This window comes from Sodalinema sp. (assembly GCF_046483825.1).
In the GTDB taxonomy this organism is placed as follows: Bacteria; Cyanobacteriota; Cyanobacteriia; order Cyanobacteriales; family Geitlerinemataceae; genus Sodalinema.
In genome coordinates this window covers 1-19,114 of sequence record NZ_JAWOCL010000112.1, presented here as the reverse complement: position 1 = coordinate 19,114, position 19,114 = coordinate 1, and the positions used below count along the sequence as shown (strand labels likewise).

The following is a 19,114-nucleotide window of genomic DNA, read 5'->3' as shown; positions in this document are numbered from 1 at the left end:
GTAAAAGAGAATATAGCGATATTGAGGTTTCACGTTAAAAGGGGACACCCGGATTCGAACCGGGGAATGGAAGATTTGCAGTCTTCTGCCTTACCGCTTGGCCATGTCCCCATGTCTCTAGCTTTGCCATCCTAACATATCCTCGGTCAACAATGGGAGATTTTTTGAGAAATTGCTGCCAAATGCGATCGCAACTCCCCAGATAACCAAGTCTCAAACTGAGGATACACCGGCAACCGGGGGCGTAACTGCCACCCAGCCGGTTCCAGAATCTCCCGTAGACGCTGATGTTGCCAATGGGGATAATCCGGGTTCACCTCATCACGGGGACCAATTCCCCCCAAATCCCGCGCCCCCGCCGCCAGACAGTCCAAGAGAATCTCAGGCGTTTCCAACAAATTGGGCGGAATTTGCAGCGTCACCGAGGCCGGCAACATCTCTCGGGCCAAGGCCACCACCTCAGGAAGTCGGCCTAACTCAAAGTGGTCTATGTCAGACCCTTGTCGTTGTCCCAAACGATGAGGTTGCAAAATCACCTCTTGCAGATGACCCCAGCGATGCTGAATCCGGGCCATCTCCGAAAGGCTATCACGCCAATCCCCCGGAGTTTCCCCAATTCCCAACAACAATCCCGTTGTAAAGGGTATCCTCAGCTTTCCCGCCAGTTCCAACTGTAAAATTCGCTGTTTAGGTTGTTTACTCGGGGCCTGACGGTGAACGGTATCCAACAATTTAGGGGTCACCTGTTCCAACATCAACCCCATAGAGAGATTCACCGTTTTCAGACGGGCCATTTCCGCCTCACTCAAGGGACCGACATTGGTATGAGGCAAAAATCCCATCGATAGGGCCAGTTGGCAAAGGTCAAAAATCCGTTGAAACCAAGGTTGACGGCGAGGATGATGGGGATGGACTTCTCCGCTGAGAATCAAAATTTCCGTTACTCTCTGGCCCGACATCTGCCGCAGGGACTGCAAAATCTCCTCTCCCTGGGCCAAACTCATCCACTCATCGTCTCCGGGGTCCCGACGAAAGTTGCAATACTCACAGCGATTGAAGCATTCATAGGTCGGAACAATCGTATACGCCGGACTATAGGTGACGGTCTTCACAACGGCCAATTTCTCCTTATTGTTGTCGATGATGGTCCCCGAGGCGGTGCGTTCCGGCAGCTTACAGGTTGTCGGTCAACGCCCAAACGGGTTGCAAGCCGGAACACACCCTACCCCTGTTCCCTGTTCCCTGTTCCCTGTTCCCTTCTCCCCCCTATTCCCTCTCGCAAAGCCGAAACCCCGCAAACAGTTCCCGAACTTGGGGAAAATACCAATTGCGAAAACTGTTACGCAGGGTCCAAGGGCGAGTCGTCCAACTTCCCCCTCGTAAGACATAATGGTGGCCATCAAAATAGGTTTGGGAATAGCCGGTATAGGGAAACGACCGAAACCCCGAATAACCGGCAAAGGGAGTTGAGGTCCATTCCCAAACGTTGCCTAGCATATCGGCGACGCCCCAAGGACTGCAATGGTCGGGATAGGCATGAACGGGAGTCATTCCCCCGAGTCGGCGGTGATGATTGCAATGATGAGATTGGGGTGGTTCGGTTCCCCAAGGATAGGGTTGACGGCAATGTTGCTGAGGGTTCCAGCTTGCGGCCTTTTCCCATTCTGCCTCGCTGGGGAGTCGTTTCCCGACGAAATTGGCGTAGGCGTTGGCTTCATACCAACTTACGCCACAGACGGGATAATGGTCGAAGTGGGATGCTTCGGTCTGGGATAGTTGGGATAACTGTTGCGGCCAATAGAGGGGTTCCTGGATATTCTGCTGGCGGATAAACTGCCAACCGGCGGCCGACCAATAGTCGGGATTGTTGTACCCTCCTGCCTCGATGAAGCGACGGTATTGGCCACAGGTGACGGGATAGCGGTCAATTTGATAACGGTCGAGATGTTGGAGAAACGCCGGTTGTTCATTGTCGATCGCATTGGCGTCACTATTGCCCTGTAGAAACGTCCCGGCGGGGATTTTGATACTTTTGAAGTCAGGAGCGCTAGAGGCGGTCGGATGGGCTACGTAGAGGGGCTTATGATGATATTTACGGCGATGTAGGGCTTCGACTATCGCCATTGTTTCACTATGTTGACTTTCATGTTGCAGGATGAACCACCAGAGGCGGGCCTGTTGCGAGAGAGGGGCGCGGGGTAGGTAGTCCAAAACTCGCTGGCGAACCTGTTGCAGGGCCTCACAGGTGTCTGTCAGGCTGGGGAGTTGTTCTCGCTGCTGTTTGGGCAGGCCATCGGCGGCATAGAGGCGATGGGTTTGGGGCTGGTGGGGGGCCTGGCCGGCACAATGACGTAATAGCCAGAGTTCTTCGGTAAAGCCAATATGACCCAAATGCCAACCAATGGGGCTAAAGTCAGGATGGGCTTGTTGGTAATAGATGCGATCGCCTAGGTTTTGGACTTGGTTCAGGGTGGCCTGACGACAATCGATTAGGGCTTGTCGCAGGACGTGGATGGGGGAAAACTCGGAAGGAACTGACATTAGGGGTTTACAGGAATCCAGTCTGGTGCTTGGGTTGGATTAGCCGTTGGATTAGCCGTTGTATCGGCCGTTACATTGGCTGTCATCGTCAAATTTAAGATACTGCCTGAGGGAAAGGCTTGCCAGTTTCCGGGAAAAATGGGTTCTGAGGCGATGAGATGTTGGTCGTTTTGGGCCAGGTAATAGAGACTGGGGGCTTCGGTGTTGACGGCGAAGCGACTGGCGATGAGGTGTTGGCCATCGCTGAGGATCAGGTTGGCGGAGAGTTTGCTGTTATGGGCGATCGCCAAGGCGTGAAAGTCTTGCAGGGCGGTTTTTAAGGTTTCCTGGAGGGACGGTTGAGGCTGATCGTGGTGTAACTGCATCAGATAGGCAAATAGATGTTCTGAGTCGGTACTGCCGTTGATGAGTTCGTAATAGGGGCTACGGAGGCGATCGCGCAAGGGACGATAGAGGCGATGACGAAACTCGGGAATGGCCCCGTTATGAATAAACGACCAGTTTTGATAGGTAAAAGGCTGACAGTTACTGAGGTCTAAGGCCTGTCCAGGGGTGGCACTACGAACATAGGCCAGGATACAGTCGGAGTGAATGTAACGGCTGAGGGAGGGCAGGTTAATGTCACTCCAAATGGGCAAAATGCTTTTGTAGGTGAAGGCTTGAGATTGTCGGCGGCGATCGTACCAGCCCAGGCCATAGCCATCGGCGTTCAGCAATCCCGCTGTCATTTCCTGGGGTTGATAACTTTGAACCACCAACGAATGAGGCGGTTGACAGAGAAGAGAATCTAGGGAAATTGGGGAACCGAGATAAGCAAGAAGTCGACACATGGGGGGGAAGGGAACGGGGAACGGGGAACAGGGAACAGGGGTAGGGTGTGTTCCGGCTTGCAACCCGTTTGGGCCTTCACCGACAAGTTGTAAGCTGCCGGAACGCACCGCCTCTCAGGGATAGGCTTGCAACCCGTTTGGGCCTTCACCGACAAGTTGTAAGCTGCCGGAACGCACCGCCTCTCGGGGATAGGCTTGCAACCTATTGACTATTTAACGTGTTTAAGAGGGCTTGTAGTTTGAGTTGAATTTCGGCCAACTCTTTGGCTGGATCTGACCCGGCGACAATGCCGGCCCCCGCGTAGAGGCGGGCGCGATCGCCGTTGATGAGGGCTGAACGAATCCCAACAATAAACTCACTGTCTCCTTGCCCATTCACCCAGCCGAGAGGGGCGGCGTAGAGTTGGCGATCGAGGGTTTCCCAGTCGCGAATGGCCTGACAGGCTGGCTGACAGGGAACTCCCGCCACCGCCGGGGTGGGATGGAGTTGGGCGAGAACATCGAGAGGATGAACCGAGTCGGGGAGACTGGCGCGGACGGGAGTCCAGAGATGTTGGATATTGGACAGTTGCAGCAGACGAATGGGAGGGACGGGATGGAGGGACAGGCCTAACCGTTGCAGTTTTTGCTCGATGAAGTGTAACACGACGCGATGTTCATGGCGTTCTTTGGGACTCGACAGAAGATGATTCGCCAGTTGGGCATCGGTGGAAGGGGTTTCACCTCGGGGGGCTGAACCGGCGAGGGCGTCGGCGATGAGTTGGCGATCGCAGCTGCCCAAAAGACGTTCAGGACTGGCCCCGATGAAGTATTGACCGTTGCCATTACCCACGGCGAAGCTGTAACAGTCGGGATAACGATGTCGCAGTTGGGCTAAGGCGGTGGTGAGATGGAAGGGGGAACGGGCCTGTAACTCAATGGCGTGGGAGAGAACCACTTTTTGCAGATGGTTGGCCGCGATCGCCCCTAAGGCCCGTTGAACGTTGGTTTGGAATTGCTGGATATCCCGCCAGTCGCAATGGACGGGTTGGGGAATGACCTGCGGATCGCGGCTGAGGGGCCGTGAGGGCAGCGATCGCAATTGTTGCAGGGTTTGCCAGGTTTGTTGACTCAAACGCGCCAGATCGCTGTGATGGGTGAGGGGCAGATTACAGGTGGCGATGGTTTGTCCCCGTTGATGGCTCAGTTGCCATTGGGGTAAAAAGGCACTGGCGGCGGGAAACAGGCTATGGGTAGAGTCGTCGAAGAAGCTGAAACTACAGAAGATTTGTAACCCTGGCGGATGTCCTAAACGCGGATTGATGAGCGTGGCGTTCTCCTGACAGTGACTGACAAAGGCTTGGATGGTTTGGAACCGCTGTGGCCCGTTGGCGATTTCCTGACAGCAACTCCCCCAGGCGGCGATCGCCTGCTGTTGGCTGGGGTTTTCTAAGTAGAATGAGGGCTGATCGCAACGATGATGCTGATCGAAGGCGATGAGGGGGTCCAGATCCGGCAGGATGATTCGTAGACTCAGCCAATGCGATCGCACCGTCTTGGCTAATTTTTGCTGGCAATTGAAAAGAAATCTCTCAATATCTTGACAATTTTTAAAGCACTGTGTCGGACTAGGTTGAACGACCATGAACGAGCGTAATGTAAAGATGTATTAAGAGTTAAGTGGCCAACGTCTCGGTTCCCTCAAACCCCGAGAGTCCCAATCATGACTCAAACCGCCGCCAAACGCGGGAATCGCGGCAACCGTCTCTCGGCGCTGGCCTCTCCCGACTACTAAGCTACCATCGATGCCGGGGTGCTGTCCTTGGTCTTGAGGGGAGGGTTAGCCGAGTTTTGTCTGAAGCGATCGCCTCAATTGTAAAATACCTCTAAAAGACAACATCAGATTTTAACACTCACCTCGATTCCTGAAACCTTAGACAAAACTGAACGAATGACCACCGTATCTCCATCTCCCACGTCCTTGAAAATTTGGTTTGCTGCCATCAAACCCCCCATGTACACCGTTGCCATTATTCCGATTTGGGTGGGGACCGCCGTTGCGGTTTCCGAGCAACAAACCTTAAACGTTCGCATCTTTGCCACATTTTTAATGGCAGCCATTTTAATTATTGCCTGGTTAAATCTCAGTAATGATGTCTTTGACTCAGAAACGGGAATTGACAAAAACAAAGCTCATTCTCTAGTGAACCTAACCGGGAATAAACCCCTGATTTTTAGCCTAGCCAACCTCTGTTTACTACTGGGTTTAAGTGGCATTGTGGCGATCGCCCTCTGGCAACAAGACCTCACCCTTGTGACCCTAATCCTCGGCTGTTGCGCCCTCGGCTATAGTTACCAGGGGCCGCCCTTTCGTCTCGGCTACCAAGGACTCGGCGAACCCATTTGCTTCCTCACCTTTGGCCCCATGGCCCTCGCCGCCGCCTACTACAGTCAAACCCAATCCTGGCAAGGCTTACTTAGCCATCCCTTGCCCTTTGTGATCACCTCTAGCTTTATCGGTTTGAGTACTAGCATTATTCTCTTTTGTTCCCACTTTCACCAAGTCGACGACGACCTCGCCGCTGGCAAGCGATCGCCCATTGTCCGCCTCGGAACCCAACGAGGGGCAACCGTCCTCAATTCTGTCACCGGCGTGATGTTTCTCGGGTTGGCGATCGCCATCAGCCTCGGCTACCTCTCAGCCTGGGTTCTTCTGACGTTTCTCAGTCTCCCCATCGCCATCCAACTCTGTCGCCATGTCCAACGTCACCACAACCAACCCCAACAGGTCAGTAACTGCAAATTCATCGCCGTCAATCTACATTTTCTCAGCGGTCTTCTCCTCGGCCTCGGCCTGACCCTTTGATTCATGACCCCCCCACCTATTGCCTATTGCCTCTTGCCTTCTTCCTCCCTATTCCCTGTTCCGGTGTTCCGGTGTTCCGGTGTTCCCTTCTTTTGCCTCTTGCCTATTGCCTCTTGCCCCTTTCCCCCTCCCCCATGTACCGCCTCCACCTCTATCCCTACGAACGCCCCTTCCGTCAACCTCTGCAAACCCATCATGGTCCCTGGACTCGACGGCGGGGGATTCTCCTGCAACTAACCGATGCCCAAACCGATCGCCAACAGCGGCAAGGCTGGGGTGAAATTGCCCCTCTGCCGGAATTTGGATCAGAATCCTTAGAAGCGGCCCTCGATTTATGTCAACGCTTTCAGGGCTATCTCACCGTCACAGACACCGACATTCTCACCCTACCCGATCGCTATCCGGCCTGTCAGTTCGCCCTAGAATCCGCCCGAGAAGCCCTGGAGAATCCATCGAATGCCCCACCACCGCCACAACCTCACTGTCATCTCCTCCCCACCGGGGAAGCCGCCTTACACCAACTCGAAACGACCCCCAGCCACCATTGGGGACCCTCACCTAGCTTCAAATGGAAAATTGCCGTCACGGACATTGACCAGGAACAGCATTGGTTTCGGCAACTTCTCTCCCGACTCCCCGCCGCCAGCCGCTTACGACTCGATGCGAATGGAGGTTTGACCTGGAATGAAGCCCAACAGTGGTTAGCGGCCTGCGAGGGACAACCCATTGAATATCTCGAACAACCCTTACCCGTGACCAACCGAGAGGGATTACTCGCCCTACAGCGTCAGGGACTCGTCACCATCGCCCTGGACGAATCTGTGGCCAATCTCTCGGATTTACAGGACTGGTTAACTCAAGGATGGTCTGGGGTTGTTGTGATCAAAGCGGCGATTATTGGGTCACCGCGACGTTTACGCCAACTTTGTCGACAATTTCAGCCAGATCTGGTCTTTTCGTCGGTGTTTGAGACCGCCGTGGGTCGCCAAGCGGCCCTGCGTCTAGCCGCCGACCTACAACAAAAACCCCGCGCCCTAGGGTTCGGCGTGGGGTCTTGGTTTCACGAGACGGACGAGGCATTTGTGGAAAACCAGTTAGCCATGAATTGACCAAGTTCCCTGTTCCCTGTTGCCTGTTTGCCTGTTCCCTTCTTTAACGCCCCACTGGAGGTAAACGACGTTCGGGAGGAATAACAGGACCGGAAGGGACGTTCTCCCCAGTTAAGACAAAATTACGAATTAACCGCGCGGCGGCCCGTTGGGCGAGACTACTGACGATTTCTTGTCCCATCTGTTGGGTTTCGGGTTTCGCCAGGAGTCCGGGAACTAGACGGACAAACTTCATCGGGTCAAATCCTGGGGTATCTTGCACAATCGCCCAGATGCGTTTGATGTGTTCTAGGTTTTGCCGATCTTGGTCGGACATGGGTTGAGTTTTGGGGCGGTTGCCGTTCCGTTTGCCATTGTTTTTGCCATTGTTCAAACCTAGCCAATCGCTGAGGGCAGCATTGGTGTTTTGTACCGCATCGATTGAGAGAAGATCGGCATTTTTGACGATTTCATCGACGAGGCGATCGCGGATTAGTTCTCCCCGTTCAGAAAACAAGAAGTCTAAGGCCTGGTTTAAGGCATTCGCCAAATCATAATCCTCACTCCCCTTGGCATTTCTGAGCAGATTTTCTAAACGGTTCCAACGGAAGCGATCGTCCTTGAAGAGTAGTTCCTGTAAGGAATTACGCAATTGAGGAGAGGTGTCAGTCAGGAGCCGTTTGGCAACATAAGGATAAGCTTTACTTAATACCTTGAAATCTGGATCAACATTGATGGCAATGCCCTCCAAGGTTACCAAAGAGCGAATGATTAAGGCATAGTATGCCGGGACTTTGAAGGGATATTCATACATCAACTCCGAGAGTTTATCGGTAATGCTCTTGAAGTTGAGTTCAGCAACGCTCGCTCCCAAGGCGTTATTAAATACCTCTGACAATGCCGGAATAATCGGAGTTAAATCTGTATCTTCCGAGAGAAATTCCAGTTTGATGTAATCATTGGCTAAGCCTTCAAAGTCACGGTTCACCAAATGCACCACCGCTTCAATGAGACCATAGCGTTGATAGGGTTTCACCTCGCTCATCATGCCGAAGTCCAGATAGGCCAACTTGCCATCATCCATGGCTAACAAGTTACCCGGATGCGGATCAGCATGGAAAAAGCCATGTTCGAGGAGTTGTCGTAGAGAACATTGCACCCCGACTTCAATCAAGTAGCGGGCATCAATTTTTTTGGCGGCGATCGCCTCTAAATTGGTGAGTTTTGTCCCAGCAATCCACTCCATCGTCAACACCCGACGACGAGTGTATTTCTCATAAATTCGGGGAACATAAATATCCCGCAAATGACCATAGAGATGGGCAAAGCGTTCGGCGTTCTGGGCTTCATGACTATAGTCCATCTCCTCGAAAATGCGGGACGCAAATTCATCGAGAATGGCCACTAAGTCACTGCGTAGCCGTTTGACTCGTTTCTGCACCCAGATGGCCAAACTACGCAACAGATAGAGATCCAGGGCAACTCGTTCCAGCAGATCGGGCCGCTGCACTTTCACGGCGACCGCTTCGCCGGTTTTCAGTTTTCCTTTGTACACTTGTCCCAAGGATGCCGCAGCAACGGGGTTTGCCGAGATTTCAGCGTAAATCTCTCCGGGTGAAGCCCCGAGTTCTTCTTCAATAAAGCGGAACGCCACCTCGTTAGGGAAGGGGGGAAGTTGATCCTGGAGACGACTGAGTTCTTCGAGGTAGAGGGGGGGAACTAAATCGGGACGGGTCGAGAGAGCTTGTCCAATTTTGATATAGGCTGGCCCCAATTGGGTTAAAATTTCCCGCATTTTTACGGCCCGCCGCCGTTGATTTTTCTGAACCGACCCGGTGCGACGATCCCACCAGAGACTCAGGAAAAAGCTCAAAAAGGGGAAAACAATGTCAAATAGCCGCCCCGCAACATGCCAAAACCGACCCCGATAGCGGGCGGCGACCATTTCGGGGTCATAGCGGAGTCCTTTACCATCATCATCAAAATCCCCCTCGAGTACCGGGTCGGTGAGATCCGAGTCTAGATCCCAATCTGAGGAGGTTTGGGGCGGGGAAATGGTTTTGACATCCATAAATTGCCTTCTGTGTGAGAGTCCTTCACAGATTGTAACAATTTATGGAGAAGGGTAGGCAGACCGGGAAACCGTATTTGGACTCTCGCCTCCGCCTCAGTGAACGCGAATCCCCAGGAACACGTCGTAGAGGAAGCTAAAAAAGCTTTTCCCTTCATGGAAAATCCCCAAGGACTGTTCACAGCCTTTTTCATCTAAGAGGGGCTTGGTGGCGTAGTAAGCCCCTTGATAGCTATACCAAGGGACGGAGGGCCAGAGGTGATGAATCAGGTGGTAGTTTTGTCCCAAAATGAGAACGTTAAGCAGAGGACTGGGATAGACGCGGGCATTGAGCCAGCGATCGCGCTCCTGGAAGGGACGATGGGGCAAATAGTCAAAGAATAAGCCCAATGCTAACCCGACCACTAACGCCGCCGAGAACCAGTAGTTGAGGATATAGCCCACAAAGCCGAATTGAATAGAAATCCCCACCACGGTGATCAGGAACAAACGACTAAAAAACCATTCCCAGAGTTCGTTATGGCGCCAGAGGCGGCGTTTAAAGAAGAAAATCTCGTGATAGAAAAATCGCGCCGCAATCATCCAGAGAGGGCCACCGGTGGAGACAAAATGATCTGGGTCGTTTTCAGGATCATTGACGTTGGCGTGATGCTGCATATGAACTCGTGTAAAGACTGGGAAGGCAAAGCCCAGCATCAGGGCGCTACTATGGCCAAGAACGGCGTTGGCCAGTTTGTTGCGATGGGCCACATGATGAGAGGCATCGTGAATGACCGTACCTGCCATATGGAGTGCGCAGACATTCATTAGGAAACAACACCAATGGGGGATCTCCCAAATCCAATAGCCACACACTGACAGAACGACCAAGCCTGATGCACCCAACATCAGCAGTACGGTGGGATTGATTAATGCTGCCGGTGGACCGAGAAATTCCTTGGGAACCGTCGTGATAGGCTTTGGATCTGAAGCAATTGCAGTCATATGCTTCTTTATAAATAATGATTGCGGAATGTTAACCTTCCGATGGTAACAGGGAAAGATGAATTTTTGTCAAGCAGGGCACAGTTGTTGAGGAGATTGGCCGCCAGGGCAACTTTTCGGGTGGCCCCTGCGTCTAAATTAAATAGCATTCCGATGTTGCTGCGTGGTCTCCGTCCAACTTGAGGGAGTTGTCGGCATCCACGACAGGCGATGAAATTTTCAAAATTACATGACATTTAGAGTTGAACCACTATGTTATCCAATTTTTACTTGACTCACTCTCCCCGCTGGTTGGCCGTCGCGGGCGCAGTCGGGTTAGCGATCGCCATGGCCCCCGGGGCAGTGGCCCAACTCCCAGAAATTCCCGCCGAAGAAACCAGCCCCACGGAACCCACAGACCCTGTGGCGGATGATGTCCGTTTTTCCTGTCGCAACGTCAATGGCGACGTCAATGGCGAGTACACGGTGATGTACCATCCCGACGGTCAGGGCGGGCAAGGCTATGCGTGGGCCACGCCCACCGCCTTAGGGGGAGGCTGGACCCCCGAACGTCGTTGCAACGAAATTAGCCGTCGTCTGGAATCCTATCGTCCTGATGGCCTATTGGAGTTAGGAACCAACGTTGAAAACGGCTATGACGTGATTTGTGTGACCACTCAGGAAAATAGCAGTTGTCGCATTGTTCTGACGGTTCCTCCCGGACAAGATCCCCGACAAACTCGCGATTTGGTGTTTGAGAACATTGTTCTAGCGGATTCTGGAACCTCCACTGATGGCGTGACGGCCCTAACTGGGAGTGATGGGGTAGAAATCGTTGAGGGACTGTTGGGAATCGAACTTCCTGAAGGTCTCGGGGGTCGTCGCTCGTCGCAACCGAGCCGCCAACGCACCTCCTCGAATTGGATCGATCTACGTCCCTTCTTAGCCCCAACCGATGGGGGAACTGGGGGACAATTGCAAAACTTCCGAGGCTCTTCGCCAAGTCCTTCTCCTGAGAATCCTCAACTCGATCCCAGTCGGTTCTAAGGACGCAATTGTAAAGAGTTACCTACGCCCTTCTGCCAAAACGGCAGCAAGAGAAGCCGACTCAAAAACTCAGGAGTGCAAGGCAACGACTGATACGGAATTAGGTTTTGAAAACCCCGCCTTGTGCGGATTGCCTATGAATACAAGTTGAGGAGTTGCCTGGGGCCAACTCTTTGTATTAGGATGGGGCCAGTCGTTCCAACAGTCCGGAGGCTTTGTTAGGCAAGGTTAGAAACCCTTATTACCTCGTTGTCGATCAAAAACTGTTGGGAATATGGTTGAGAAGAAGTAGACCATCACGGACAGGCGTTCGGTGAAGCTCACTCGTGCCGCCACATCCCTACCGTGATCCAACTCAAATGAGTCGCGATAACTCTATCACTGATAACGCTTCACCTAGATCCAGAGCGTCGGACCTAGAGCGCGATCGCCTTGCCAAACTCCTGCACCATATCCCCGGCGTTGTCTATGAACTACGACAACACCCCGATGATCATTTCTCCCTAACCTATGCCAGTGAGAATCTGGAGGACATCTATGGCTTCTCCTTACATGATGTCGCCGTAGATGCCCAGCCATTGTTTAACGCCATCCATCGAGAAGACCGCCCGACGGTGTGGCAATCCCTCCAGGAATCCGCCCAATTCTTATGTACTTGGCACAGCACCCACCGGGTTTATCATGCTGAGGGCCAGTGCTTGTGGGTCTCAGCCCACGGCACACCGGAACGCCAACCGGATGGGGGAACTCAATGGTATGGCTACCTGCAAAACGTCACCCTCTTCAGACAGGATCAACAGCGAAGCGAAAGCCAACTGCGGCGCATCATTGACAATCTCAATGACATGGTATTTATCGCCGCCCCTGATGGAACGTTGACGTTCCTCAGTCCTATGTTTGAAACGGTCATGGGATATCCTCTCAAGGAACTCCTGCATCGCCCCTTCACTCCCCTCATCCACCCCGCAGACCTGCCAACTACCATGGAGGTCTTCCAATCGGTTCTAGCTGGAGAACGGGTGCAGCACCATGAATATCGCGTGCGTCATGCTGATGGTCACTATTATTGGCATTCCGTCAATCTATCCCCCTTTCAAGAAGACAATGGCGAAACCGCTTGCCTAGGAGTGTCGAGCTTCATTCATCCCCGCAAAGAAGCCCAACTCGCTCTACAAGCCAGTGAACTGCGCTTACATTTGGCCCTAGAAGCCTCCAATCTTGGACTCTGGGATTGGAATATCCAGACCAAGGAGGTGATATTTAACAGCAACTGGAAAGCGATGCTCGGCTATGAGGAGCATGAAGTTGCTAATCATATCGATGAATGGGAACGCCGAGTTCATCCTGAGGATTTGCCAGCCGCTTTCGAGGAGCTTGAACAACACTTAAACGGTCAAACGGACATGATTTATAAAAATGAACACCGTTTGCAGTGTCACGATGGCTCCTATCAATGGTTTTTAGCCCAAGGGCGGGTGGTGCAATGGGACGAAGCCGGTAATCCCGTTCGATTTCTCGGCACTCACGGGGAGATTAGCGAACAGAAAGCTGCCCTGATTGAACGGCAACAAACCACCATTAAGCTACAGGAACTGACCCAGCAACTGCAAAAAGCCCAGGAAGTTGCTCACTTGGGTTACTGGTCTTTTAATGTTGCTAGCGGAAAAATTAGCTGGTCTGAAGAAGTTTTTCGGATATTTAACCGTCTCTTAGGGCAAGGAGAACCTAGCTTTGAGGAATTTATTGAGCAAATTCACCCAGAAGATCGCGCTCAGGTTTTAGAGCGAATCAGTGCTGCCCATCAAGGTATCCCGCAAAAGTTTGAACATCGGATTCTCCGCTCTGACGGTACGATCCGCCACATCGATGCCCGCATTGAATTGGAAGTTGAGGACGAACAAGTTGTCCAGATGTTGGGTGTGCTCATGGATATCACGGAGCGGGTGGAGGCGGAGCGGGATCTTCGAGAGAATGAGGCGAAGTTGCGATCGCTCTTTGACCTCTCCCCTTTGGGAATTGCCTTAAATGATATGGAGGGTCAATTCATTGAAGCCAACCCCGCTTTCACTGAAATTACAGGTTATACCCTTGAGGAACTCAACCAGTTGAGTTATTGGGAGTTAACCCCAGCTGAGTATGGGGAAGACGAAGCCCGACAACTGGAGTTATTAAATACCATTGGACGATATGGACCCTTTGAAAAGGAATATATCCATAAACAAGGCCATCGCGTCCCTATCGAACTGAATGGAGTGCGGATCACCAGGAGGGATGGGCAGCAATATATTTGGTCGATAGTGGCTGATATTAGCGAACAGAAAGCTGTACTTCGTGAACGCCAACAAGTTGAAGCGCTCAAAGTTCAACAGGTGAACCGGGAATTAAAACTGCTCGAAAATATTCTCGAAGGGGTTCTCGGTGGCTATTGGGATTGGTATATCCTCAGCAATGAAGAATATTTAAGTCCGGGCTTGAAACGGATGTTAGGATATGAAGACCACGAATTAGCCAACTCGCCCGAAAGCTGGCAAAGGATTATGTTTAGCGAAGACTTAACGCAAGTCTTCCAAAACTTTGACGATCATATCCAGAGTCGAGGAAAAATCCCGTTCTACAATGAAGTCAGATATCATCATAAAAATGGTTCAATGGTCTGGGTGCTGTGTCATGGTAAAGTGATTGAATGGGATGCTGATGACAACCCTGTCCGGATGGTCGGTTGCCATATTGATATTAGCGATCGCAAACAAACTGAACTTCACATCATCAAACTTGCCCAGCAACTGCAAAAAGCCCAGGAAGTTGCTCACTTGGGTCACTGGTCTTTTGATGTCGCTACCCAAAAAATCACCTGGTCTGAAGAAGTTTTTCGGATGTTTAACCGCCTCTTAGAGCAAGGAGAACCTAGCTTTGAGGAATATGTTGAGCAAGTTCACCCAGAAGATCGCGCCCTGTTTTTAAAAAAACTCACTGCTACCCGTCAAGGTATCCCGCAAAACTTTGATCATCGGATTCTCCGCTCTGACGGTACGATCTGCTACCTCAATGCTCGCCTTGAATTAGAGGTTCAGGACGAACAAGTCGTCCGGATGTTTGGTACCCTGATGGATATCACGGATCGCCGGGTGGCGGAACTCGAACTCGAACGCTTCTTTACCATTTCCCTGGACTTGCTTTGTCTTGCCGATACAGGCGGTCATTTCCGCCGCGTCAGCCAAGCTTGGTCAGATATATTGGGGTATTCCCCCGCCGACTTGAAGGGACAAGTTTTCCTAGACTTTGTCCACCCCGACGATATGGCCTCCACCCTCGCTGCTATTTCCACCCTAAAGGAGGGGCAGCCGGTTATGAGATTCACCAACCGCTATCGTACCAAGTCAGGAAGCTATCGCCATCTTGAATGGCTCTCTCTTCCCCAAGGCGAGTTGATTTATGCGGCGGCACGGGATATCACCGAGCGAGTCCAAGCCCAAAAACAACTCGAATCCCTCTTAACTCGCACCCAACTGCTGAATGCCCTGAGCTATCAAATTCGTCAATCCCTAGAGTTAGAGCAGATTATTCAGAGGACATTGGAGGCGGTTTTTGATGAGCTTGATGTTGATATTTGCACCTTTGCCGAATACCAGGAAAAACAGGGTAAGTCTTATGTGGAAATAGTACGAGAAAAGCGCAACTCAAGTTGTCCGAGTTGGTTAGGAATTTATGATGCCACCCAGTATCCGGACTACCATCAGGCGTTACTGACGAATCAGGTTTTTACCTTTAACCTGCAAAATCCGGGAAAGGATTGCGATCAAGGAATTTATGAGTTCTGTGAGTCCATGGGGGTGAATCTGTACCTGATGCTACCGATTCGGACTTCAGAGCAAATCGTCTGCTTAGAAATGGCTAGAATTGATAGTAGTCAAGAGTGGCGACGAGATGAACTTGAGTTATTAGAAAGTCTGGGGCAGCAAATTGCGATCGCCATGCAACAAGCCCATCTCTATCGAATGGCCCAGCAGCGCACCGAAGAACTACAAGTTGCTTATCAGGACTTGCAAGAGGCGCAAGTGCAACTGGTTCAAGCTGAAAAAATGTCCAGTTTGGGTCAATTGGTAGCGGGAATTGCCCATGAAATCAACAATCCGGTCAGCTTTATTTATGGAAATCTAGAACCGTTGGGGGAATATGTGGCTGGTTTATTAGAAATCATCCAAACCTACCAAGAAACTTACCCTGAACCACCGATAGACTTGAGCGAACTGATTGAAGAATTGGATCTTCCCTTTATCGCTGAAGACTTACCCAAAATGCTGAATTCCATGAGAACCGGAGCGGCTCGGATTCGGGATATTGTCAAGTCGCTGCGAACTTTTTCCCGTTTAGATGAAGCGAATTTGAAGGCGGTGGATCTCCATGAGAATCTGGATAGCACTTTGATGATATTGCAAAATCAGCTCAATGGCAGATCCGGTAAGCCTAAAATTAAAGTGGTTAAAAACTATGATGATTTGCCTCTAGTAGAATGCTACATTGGATTGCTAAATCAAGTTTTCATGAACTTGCTAGTGAACGCAATTCAAGCCATTGAGGATAAGCAAAAGATGGAGCTTAGTTCAAATTATCAAGGAGTCATTACGATAACCACCATGCCCAAAGAAGCGGGAGAGGTTGTCATCTCTGTGCAGGACAACGGCTTGGGCATGAGCGAGCAAGTCAAAGCGAAAATATTTGACCCTTTCTTTACCACAAAACCCATCGGCTCGGGGACAGGCATGGGGCTACCCACCAGTCATCAAATTGTCACTAAATATCATCAAGGGGAGTTGTATTTTGATTCAAGTTTAGGGGAAGGAACAACCTTTTTTGTGGGTTTGCCCCAGGGCAAGCCATCGCCAAGAGGTTGATGGGGCATCCGCCAAGCTAGACAGAACCGGGGAGAGACAGCAATCGGCAACAGAAAAAACCTAGGGGCGCTCTACAACAGGCCCCTAGGTCACGGGTTTTGGCTCAGTTGGTTGGGAGGATCGATGCGGTTGGCTAAGGCTGCCACGAGAATCATCGGTAAGCCGACGAGGAGACAGATACCCCATTGTTCTAGATTTAACGGGGCCGTGGAGAAGAGAGTATTCATAAAGTCCACTTGACTAAAGAGAATCTGTAACACCATGGTCACGGCGATGCCAATCCAAACGACCGGGGCTTTGGCCACCTCCACGTCTTGGCCTTGCAGTTTCTGGCCGAGGGTAAGGCCAATTTGACTCAAGCTGATGAGGTAGAAGACACGGCCAAAGACTAGGGCTTGAATCGCCATAGTCCGGGCGAGGGCTTCGGTGTCTCCCTCTGGGCCTTGTTCCCAGCCTTGCACCCACTCAAATACGCCAAAAATCAGAATCCAGTTAAACAGGGAAATCAGCAGAATCCGCTGTAGGAGGCGTTTGTTTAACAGGGGACGATTTGGGGACAGGGGCGGCTGTTCCATCACCTGCTTAGATTTGGGTTCAAAGGCCAGAGGAACGGTCATGGCGATGGAGTTGATCATGTTGAGCCACAACACTTGCAGGGAGAGAATCGGCAACAGGCGATCGAGCAGAACGCTGATGACAATGGTCATGGATTCCCCGCCATTGACGGGCAGGATAAAGGCGATCGCCTTAATTAAGTTGCGATAGACGGTGCGCCCTTCTTCCACGGCGGCCTCGATAGAGGCGAAGTTATCATCGGTCAGCACCATGTCGGAGGCTTCTTTCGCCACTTCCGTCCCCGTTTGCCCCATGGCGACCCCAATATCCGCTTGTTTGAGGGCGGGGGCATCATTGACCCCATCTCCCGTCATGGCCACGATATCCCCTTGGGATTGTAGGGCTTCGACAAGGCGCAGTTTTTGTTCTGGAGCGACGCGGGCAAAGACCACCCCCTCTTCGGCGGCCCGGACAAAATCATCTTGAGCCATCTCTCCGAGTTCCGCCCCGGTGAAGGCGATGACCTCTCCTGTGCGTTTCAGGCGCATTTGGGCGGCGATCGCACTGGCGGTCACTTTATGGTCTCCGGTAATCATTTTGACGCGAATGCCGGCGTGTTTACAGGCTTCTACTGCCCGGATGGCCTCCTGACGGGGTGGGTCAATCATGCCCTGTAAGCCGAGGAAGATTAATCCCTCAGTTACATCCTCATGGTCCAACTGAGGCCGGGACGGGGTTTTACGAGCCAGGGCTAAAACTCGTAAGCCGGAACTGGCCATGGTTTCGGCTTGATGATGAATCTCTTTCCCGTCGATGGGCTGGGGCTGTCCTTGGGCATCTAGCATCTGGTGGCAACGAGAGACGATCGCCTCGACAGACCCCTTCATATAAATGACAGCGTCGCTGGGGTTTTGCCCCTGATGCAGCGTCGCCATGTATTGATACTCAGATTCAAAGGGAATGACATCCTGACGGGGCAATTCCTCATTGAGTTGGGCCAGGGTAAATCCGGCTTTACGACCGCTCACCAGTAATGCCCCCTCAGTGGGGTCTCCCACGACGTTCCAGAGGTTGTCCTCTTGGCTTAAATGGGAGTCATTACAGAGCAATCCCCCTCGTAGACAATCTTTGAGGCCGGGATGTTGCTCTAAATCAATGGCTTGATTCTCTTGACAAATGTCTCCCTCGGGGGTGTAGCCCGTTCCGAGAACCTGATAGGCTTGCCCTCCGGCATAGATTTGTTGCACAGTCATCTGGTTTTCCGTCAGGGTTCCAGTTTTATCGGAACAGATGACCGTGGCACTCCCCAGGGTTTCCACCGCTGGCAACTTGCGGATAATGGCATGGCGACTGGCCATGCGAGACACACCAATGGCCAGGGCCACCGTGACCACGGCGGGGAGTCCTTCTGGGATGGCACTGACAGCTAGGGCGATGGTGGCTTCAAAGACTTCGTTGATGCTTTCGGCTGTTAGGTCGTCAGCATAGGCCAAGCCGACCGCTAGGGTGAAGGTGGCCACCCCGAGGATGATATAGAGCAGTTGGCGGCTGAATTTGTCAAATTTCCGGGTTAGGGGGGTGATGAGGTTCGTTTGTTTCTCCATCAATTGGGAGATACGCCCGGTTTCCGTGTCTTTGGCGATCGCCACCACCCGACCCAAGCCCTGACCGGAGGTGACGAAGCTGCCGGCATAGGCCATACTACTGCGATCGCCTAGGGGGGCTTTCTCGGCCACGGGTTGAGTCTGTTTCTCGACGGCGGTGGACTCTCCTGTTAACCCGGATTCGTTGACTTGTAGGTTTTTTGTCTCCACGAGACGCAGATCGGCCGGGACTTTATCGCCAGAGGTGAGGATGACTAAATCTCCCGGTACGATCTCCGTGGAAGGAACTTGTCGTTTTTCCCCGTCGCGATAGAGGGTGGCTTCTGTTTCAATGGAGGAAGAGAGCGCGGCAATGGCATTTTCCGCTTTGGTTTCTTGGACAAAACTAACAATGGCATTGATGAGAACAACCCCCCAAATGACCCAGCCATTGGCACTTGTCCATCCTTCTAACAAGAATTTAATGGCGCCAGCAATAATCAAAATATAGAGCAAGGGTTGATTAAACTGCTCTAGGAATCTGATAAAAGGACTTTTTCCGGCTTTGCCCTCAATGCGATTCAAGCCAAATTGAGCTTGGCGTTTTTCAAATTCGGATTGAGTTAAACCAACCTTAGGATTAACTCCCAGTTTTTGGGCGGTGTTTTCAATCGTTAGGGCGTGCCAGTTCGTCGGTTG

The 19,114-nt window shown here is 51.9% G+C and carries 11 protein-coding genes and 1 tRNA gene; 4 read left to right on the top strand and 8 right to left on the bottom strand.

What is annotated here, in order from left to right:
- Window positions 1–39: 39 nt before the first annotated feature.
- The 5 genes from R6U67_RS07205 to R6U67_RS07185 all read right to left on the bottom strand — a co-directional run bounded on the left by R6U67_RS07205 (window position 40) and on the right by R6U67_RS07185 (window position 4,995).
- Window positions 40–111, bottom strand: a tRNA-Cys gene (locus R6U67_RS07205).
- Window positions 112–146: 35 nt separating this feature from the next.
- Entirely contained in the window at window positions 147–1,112 is a 966-nt protein-coding gene (gene cofG, locus R6U67_RS07200; RefSeq protein WP_410251913.1) for a 7,8-didemethyl-8-hydroxy-5-deazariboflavin synthase subunit CofG, read from the bottom strand.
- Window positions 1,113–1,266: 154 nt separating this feature from the next.
- Window positions 1,267–2,541, bottom strand: a complete 1,275-nt coding sequence (locus R6U67_RS07195) for an SUMF1/EgtB/PvdO family nonheme iron enzyme (protein ID WP_410251912.1) — start codon at window positions 2,539–2,541, stop codon at window positions 1,267–1,269.
- Window positions 2,541–3,371, bottom strand: a complete 831-nt coding sequence (gene egtC / locus R6U67_RS07190; RefSeq protein WP_410251911.1) for an ergothioneine biosynthesis protein EgtC — start codon at window positions 3,369–3,371, stop codon at window positions 2,541–2,543. Before egtC ends, R6U67_RS07195 begins: the two co-directional genes overlap by 1 nt.
- A gap of 202 nt (window positions 3,372–3,573) precedes the next feature.
- Complete coding sequence (locus R6U67_RS07185; RefSeq protein WP_410251910.1) at window positions 3,574–4,995, bottom strand: isochorismate synthase MenF; 1,422 nt, start codon at window positions 4,993–4,995, stop codon at window positions 3,574–3,576.
- Window positions 4,996–5,301: 306 nt separating this feature from the next.
- Between R6U67_RS07185 and menA the strand changes: the two genes are divergently transcribed.
- Both menA and R6U67_RS07175 read left to right on the top strand, forming a co-directional pair.
- Complete coding sequence (gene menA / locus R6U67_RS07180) at window positions 5,302–6,216, top strand: 2-carboxy-1,4-naphthoquinone phytyltransferase (RefSeq protein WP_410251909.1); 915 nt, start codon at window positions 5,302–5,304, stop codon at window positions 6,214–6,216.
- A 134-nt stretch (window positions 6,217–6,350) separates the two neighbouring features.
- Window positions 6,351–7,325 carry an o-succinylbenzoate synthase gene (locus tag R6U67_RS07175; RefSeq protein ID WP_410251908.1) on the top strand — a complete coding sequence of 325 codons (975 nt, stop codon included), beginning with the start codon at window positions 6,351–6,353 and terminating at the stop codon, window positions 7,323–7,325.
- 43 nt (window positions 7,326–7,368) lie between these two features.
- On the opposite strand, the gene R6U67_RS07170 is transcribed toward R6U67_RS07175, so the two are convergent.
- Window positions 7,369–9,375, bottom strand: a complete 2,007-nt coding sequence (locus tag R6U67_RS07170) for an ABC1 kinase family protein (protein WP_410251907.1) — start codon at window positions 9,373–9,375, stop codon at window positions 7,369–7,371.
- Between the two features lie 96 nt (window positions 9,376–9,471).
- Window positions 9,472–10,359, bottom strand: coding sequence for a beta-carotene hydroxylase (gene crtR, locus R6U67_RS07165; protein WP_410251906.1), 888 nt, complete (start codon window positions 10,357–10,359; stop codon window positions 9,472–9,474).
- A gap of 252 nt (window positions 10,360–10,611) precedes the next feature.
- Here crtR and R6U67_RS07160 point away from each other — a divergent pair, with 252 nt between their 5' ends.
- Window positions 10,612–11,385, top strand: coding sequence for a COP23 domain-containing protein (locus R6U67_RS07160; RefSeq protein WP_410251905.1), 774 nt, complete (start codon window positions 10,612–10,614; stop codon window positions 11,383–11,385).
- 359 nt (window positions 11,386–11,744) lie between these two features.
- Complete coding sequence (locus R6U67_RS07155; RefSeq protein ID WP_410251904.1) at window positions 11,745–16,277, top strand: PAS domain-containing protein; 4,533 nt, start codon at window positions 11,745–11,747, stop codon at window positions 16,275–16,277.
- Between the two features lie 89 nt (window positions 16,278–16,366).
- Here R6U67_RS07155 and R6U67_RS07150 read toward each other — a convergent pair.
- Window positions 16,367–19,114 (bottom strand): HAD-IC family P-type ATPase (locus R6U67_RS07150; RefSeq protein WP_410251903.1); only part of this gene is annotated, 2,748 nt, incomplete at its 5' end.

Bases quoted from the DNA above. Each gene is read 5' to 3' on its own strand.
- crtR (WP_410251906.1), bottom strand. From the start codon at position 10,359: ATGACTGCAATTGCTTCAGATCCAAAGCCTATCACGACGGTTCCCAAG.
- R6U67_RS07175 (WP_410251908.1), top strand. From the start codon at position 6,351: ATGTACCGCCTCCACCTCTATCCCTACGAACGCCCCTTCCGTCAACCT.
- menA (WP_410251909.1), top strand. From the start codon at position 5,302: ATGACCACCGTATCTCCATCTCCCACGTCCTTGAAAATTTGGTTTGCT.
- egtC (WP_410251911.1), bottom strand. From the start codon at position 3,371: ATGTGTCGACTTCTTGCTTATCTCGGTTCCCCAATTTCCCTAGATTCT.
- R6U67_RS07195 (WP_410251912.1), bottom strand. From the start codon at position 2,541: ATGTCAGTTCCTTCCGAGTTTTCCCCCATCCACGTCCTGCGACAAGCC.
- R6U67_RS07160 (WP_410251905.1), top strand. From the start codon at position 10,612: ATGTTATCCAATTTTTACTTGACTCACTCTCCCCGCTGGTTGGCCGTC.
- R6U67_RS07185 (WP_410251910.1), bottom strand. From the start codon at position 4,995: ATGGTCGTTCAACCTAGTCCGACACAGTGCTTTAAAAATTGTCAAGAT.
- R6U67_RS07155 (WP_410251904.1), top strand. From the start codon at position 11,745: ATGAGTCGCGATAACTCTATCACTGATAACGCTTCACCTAGATCCAGA.
- R6U67_RS07170 (WP_410251907.1), bottom strand. From the start codon at position 9,375: ATGGATGTCAAAACCATTTCCCCGCCCCAAACCTCCTCAGATTGGGAT.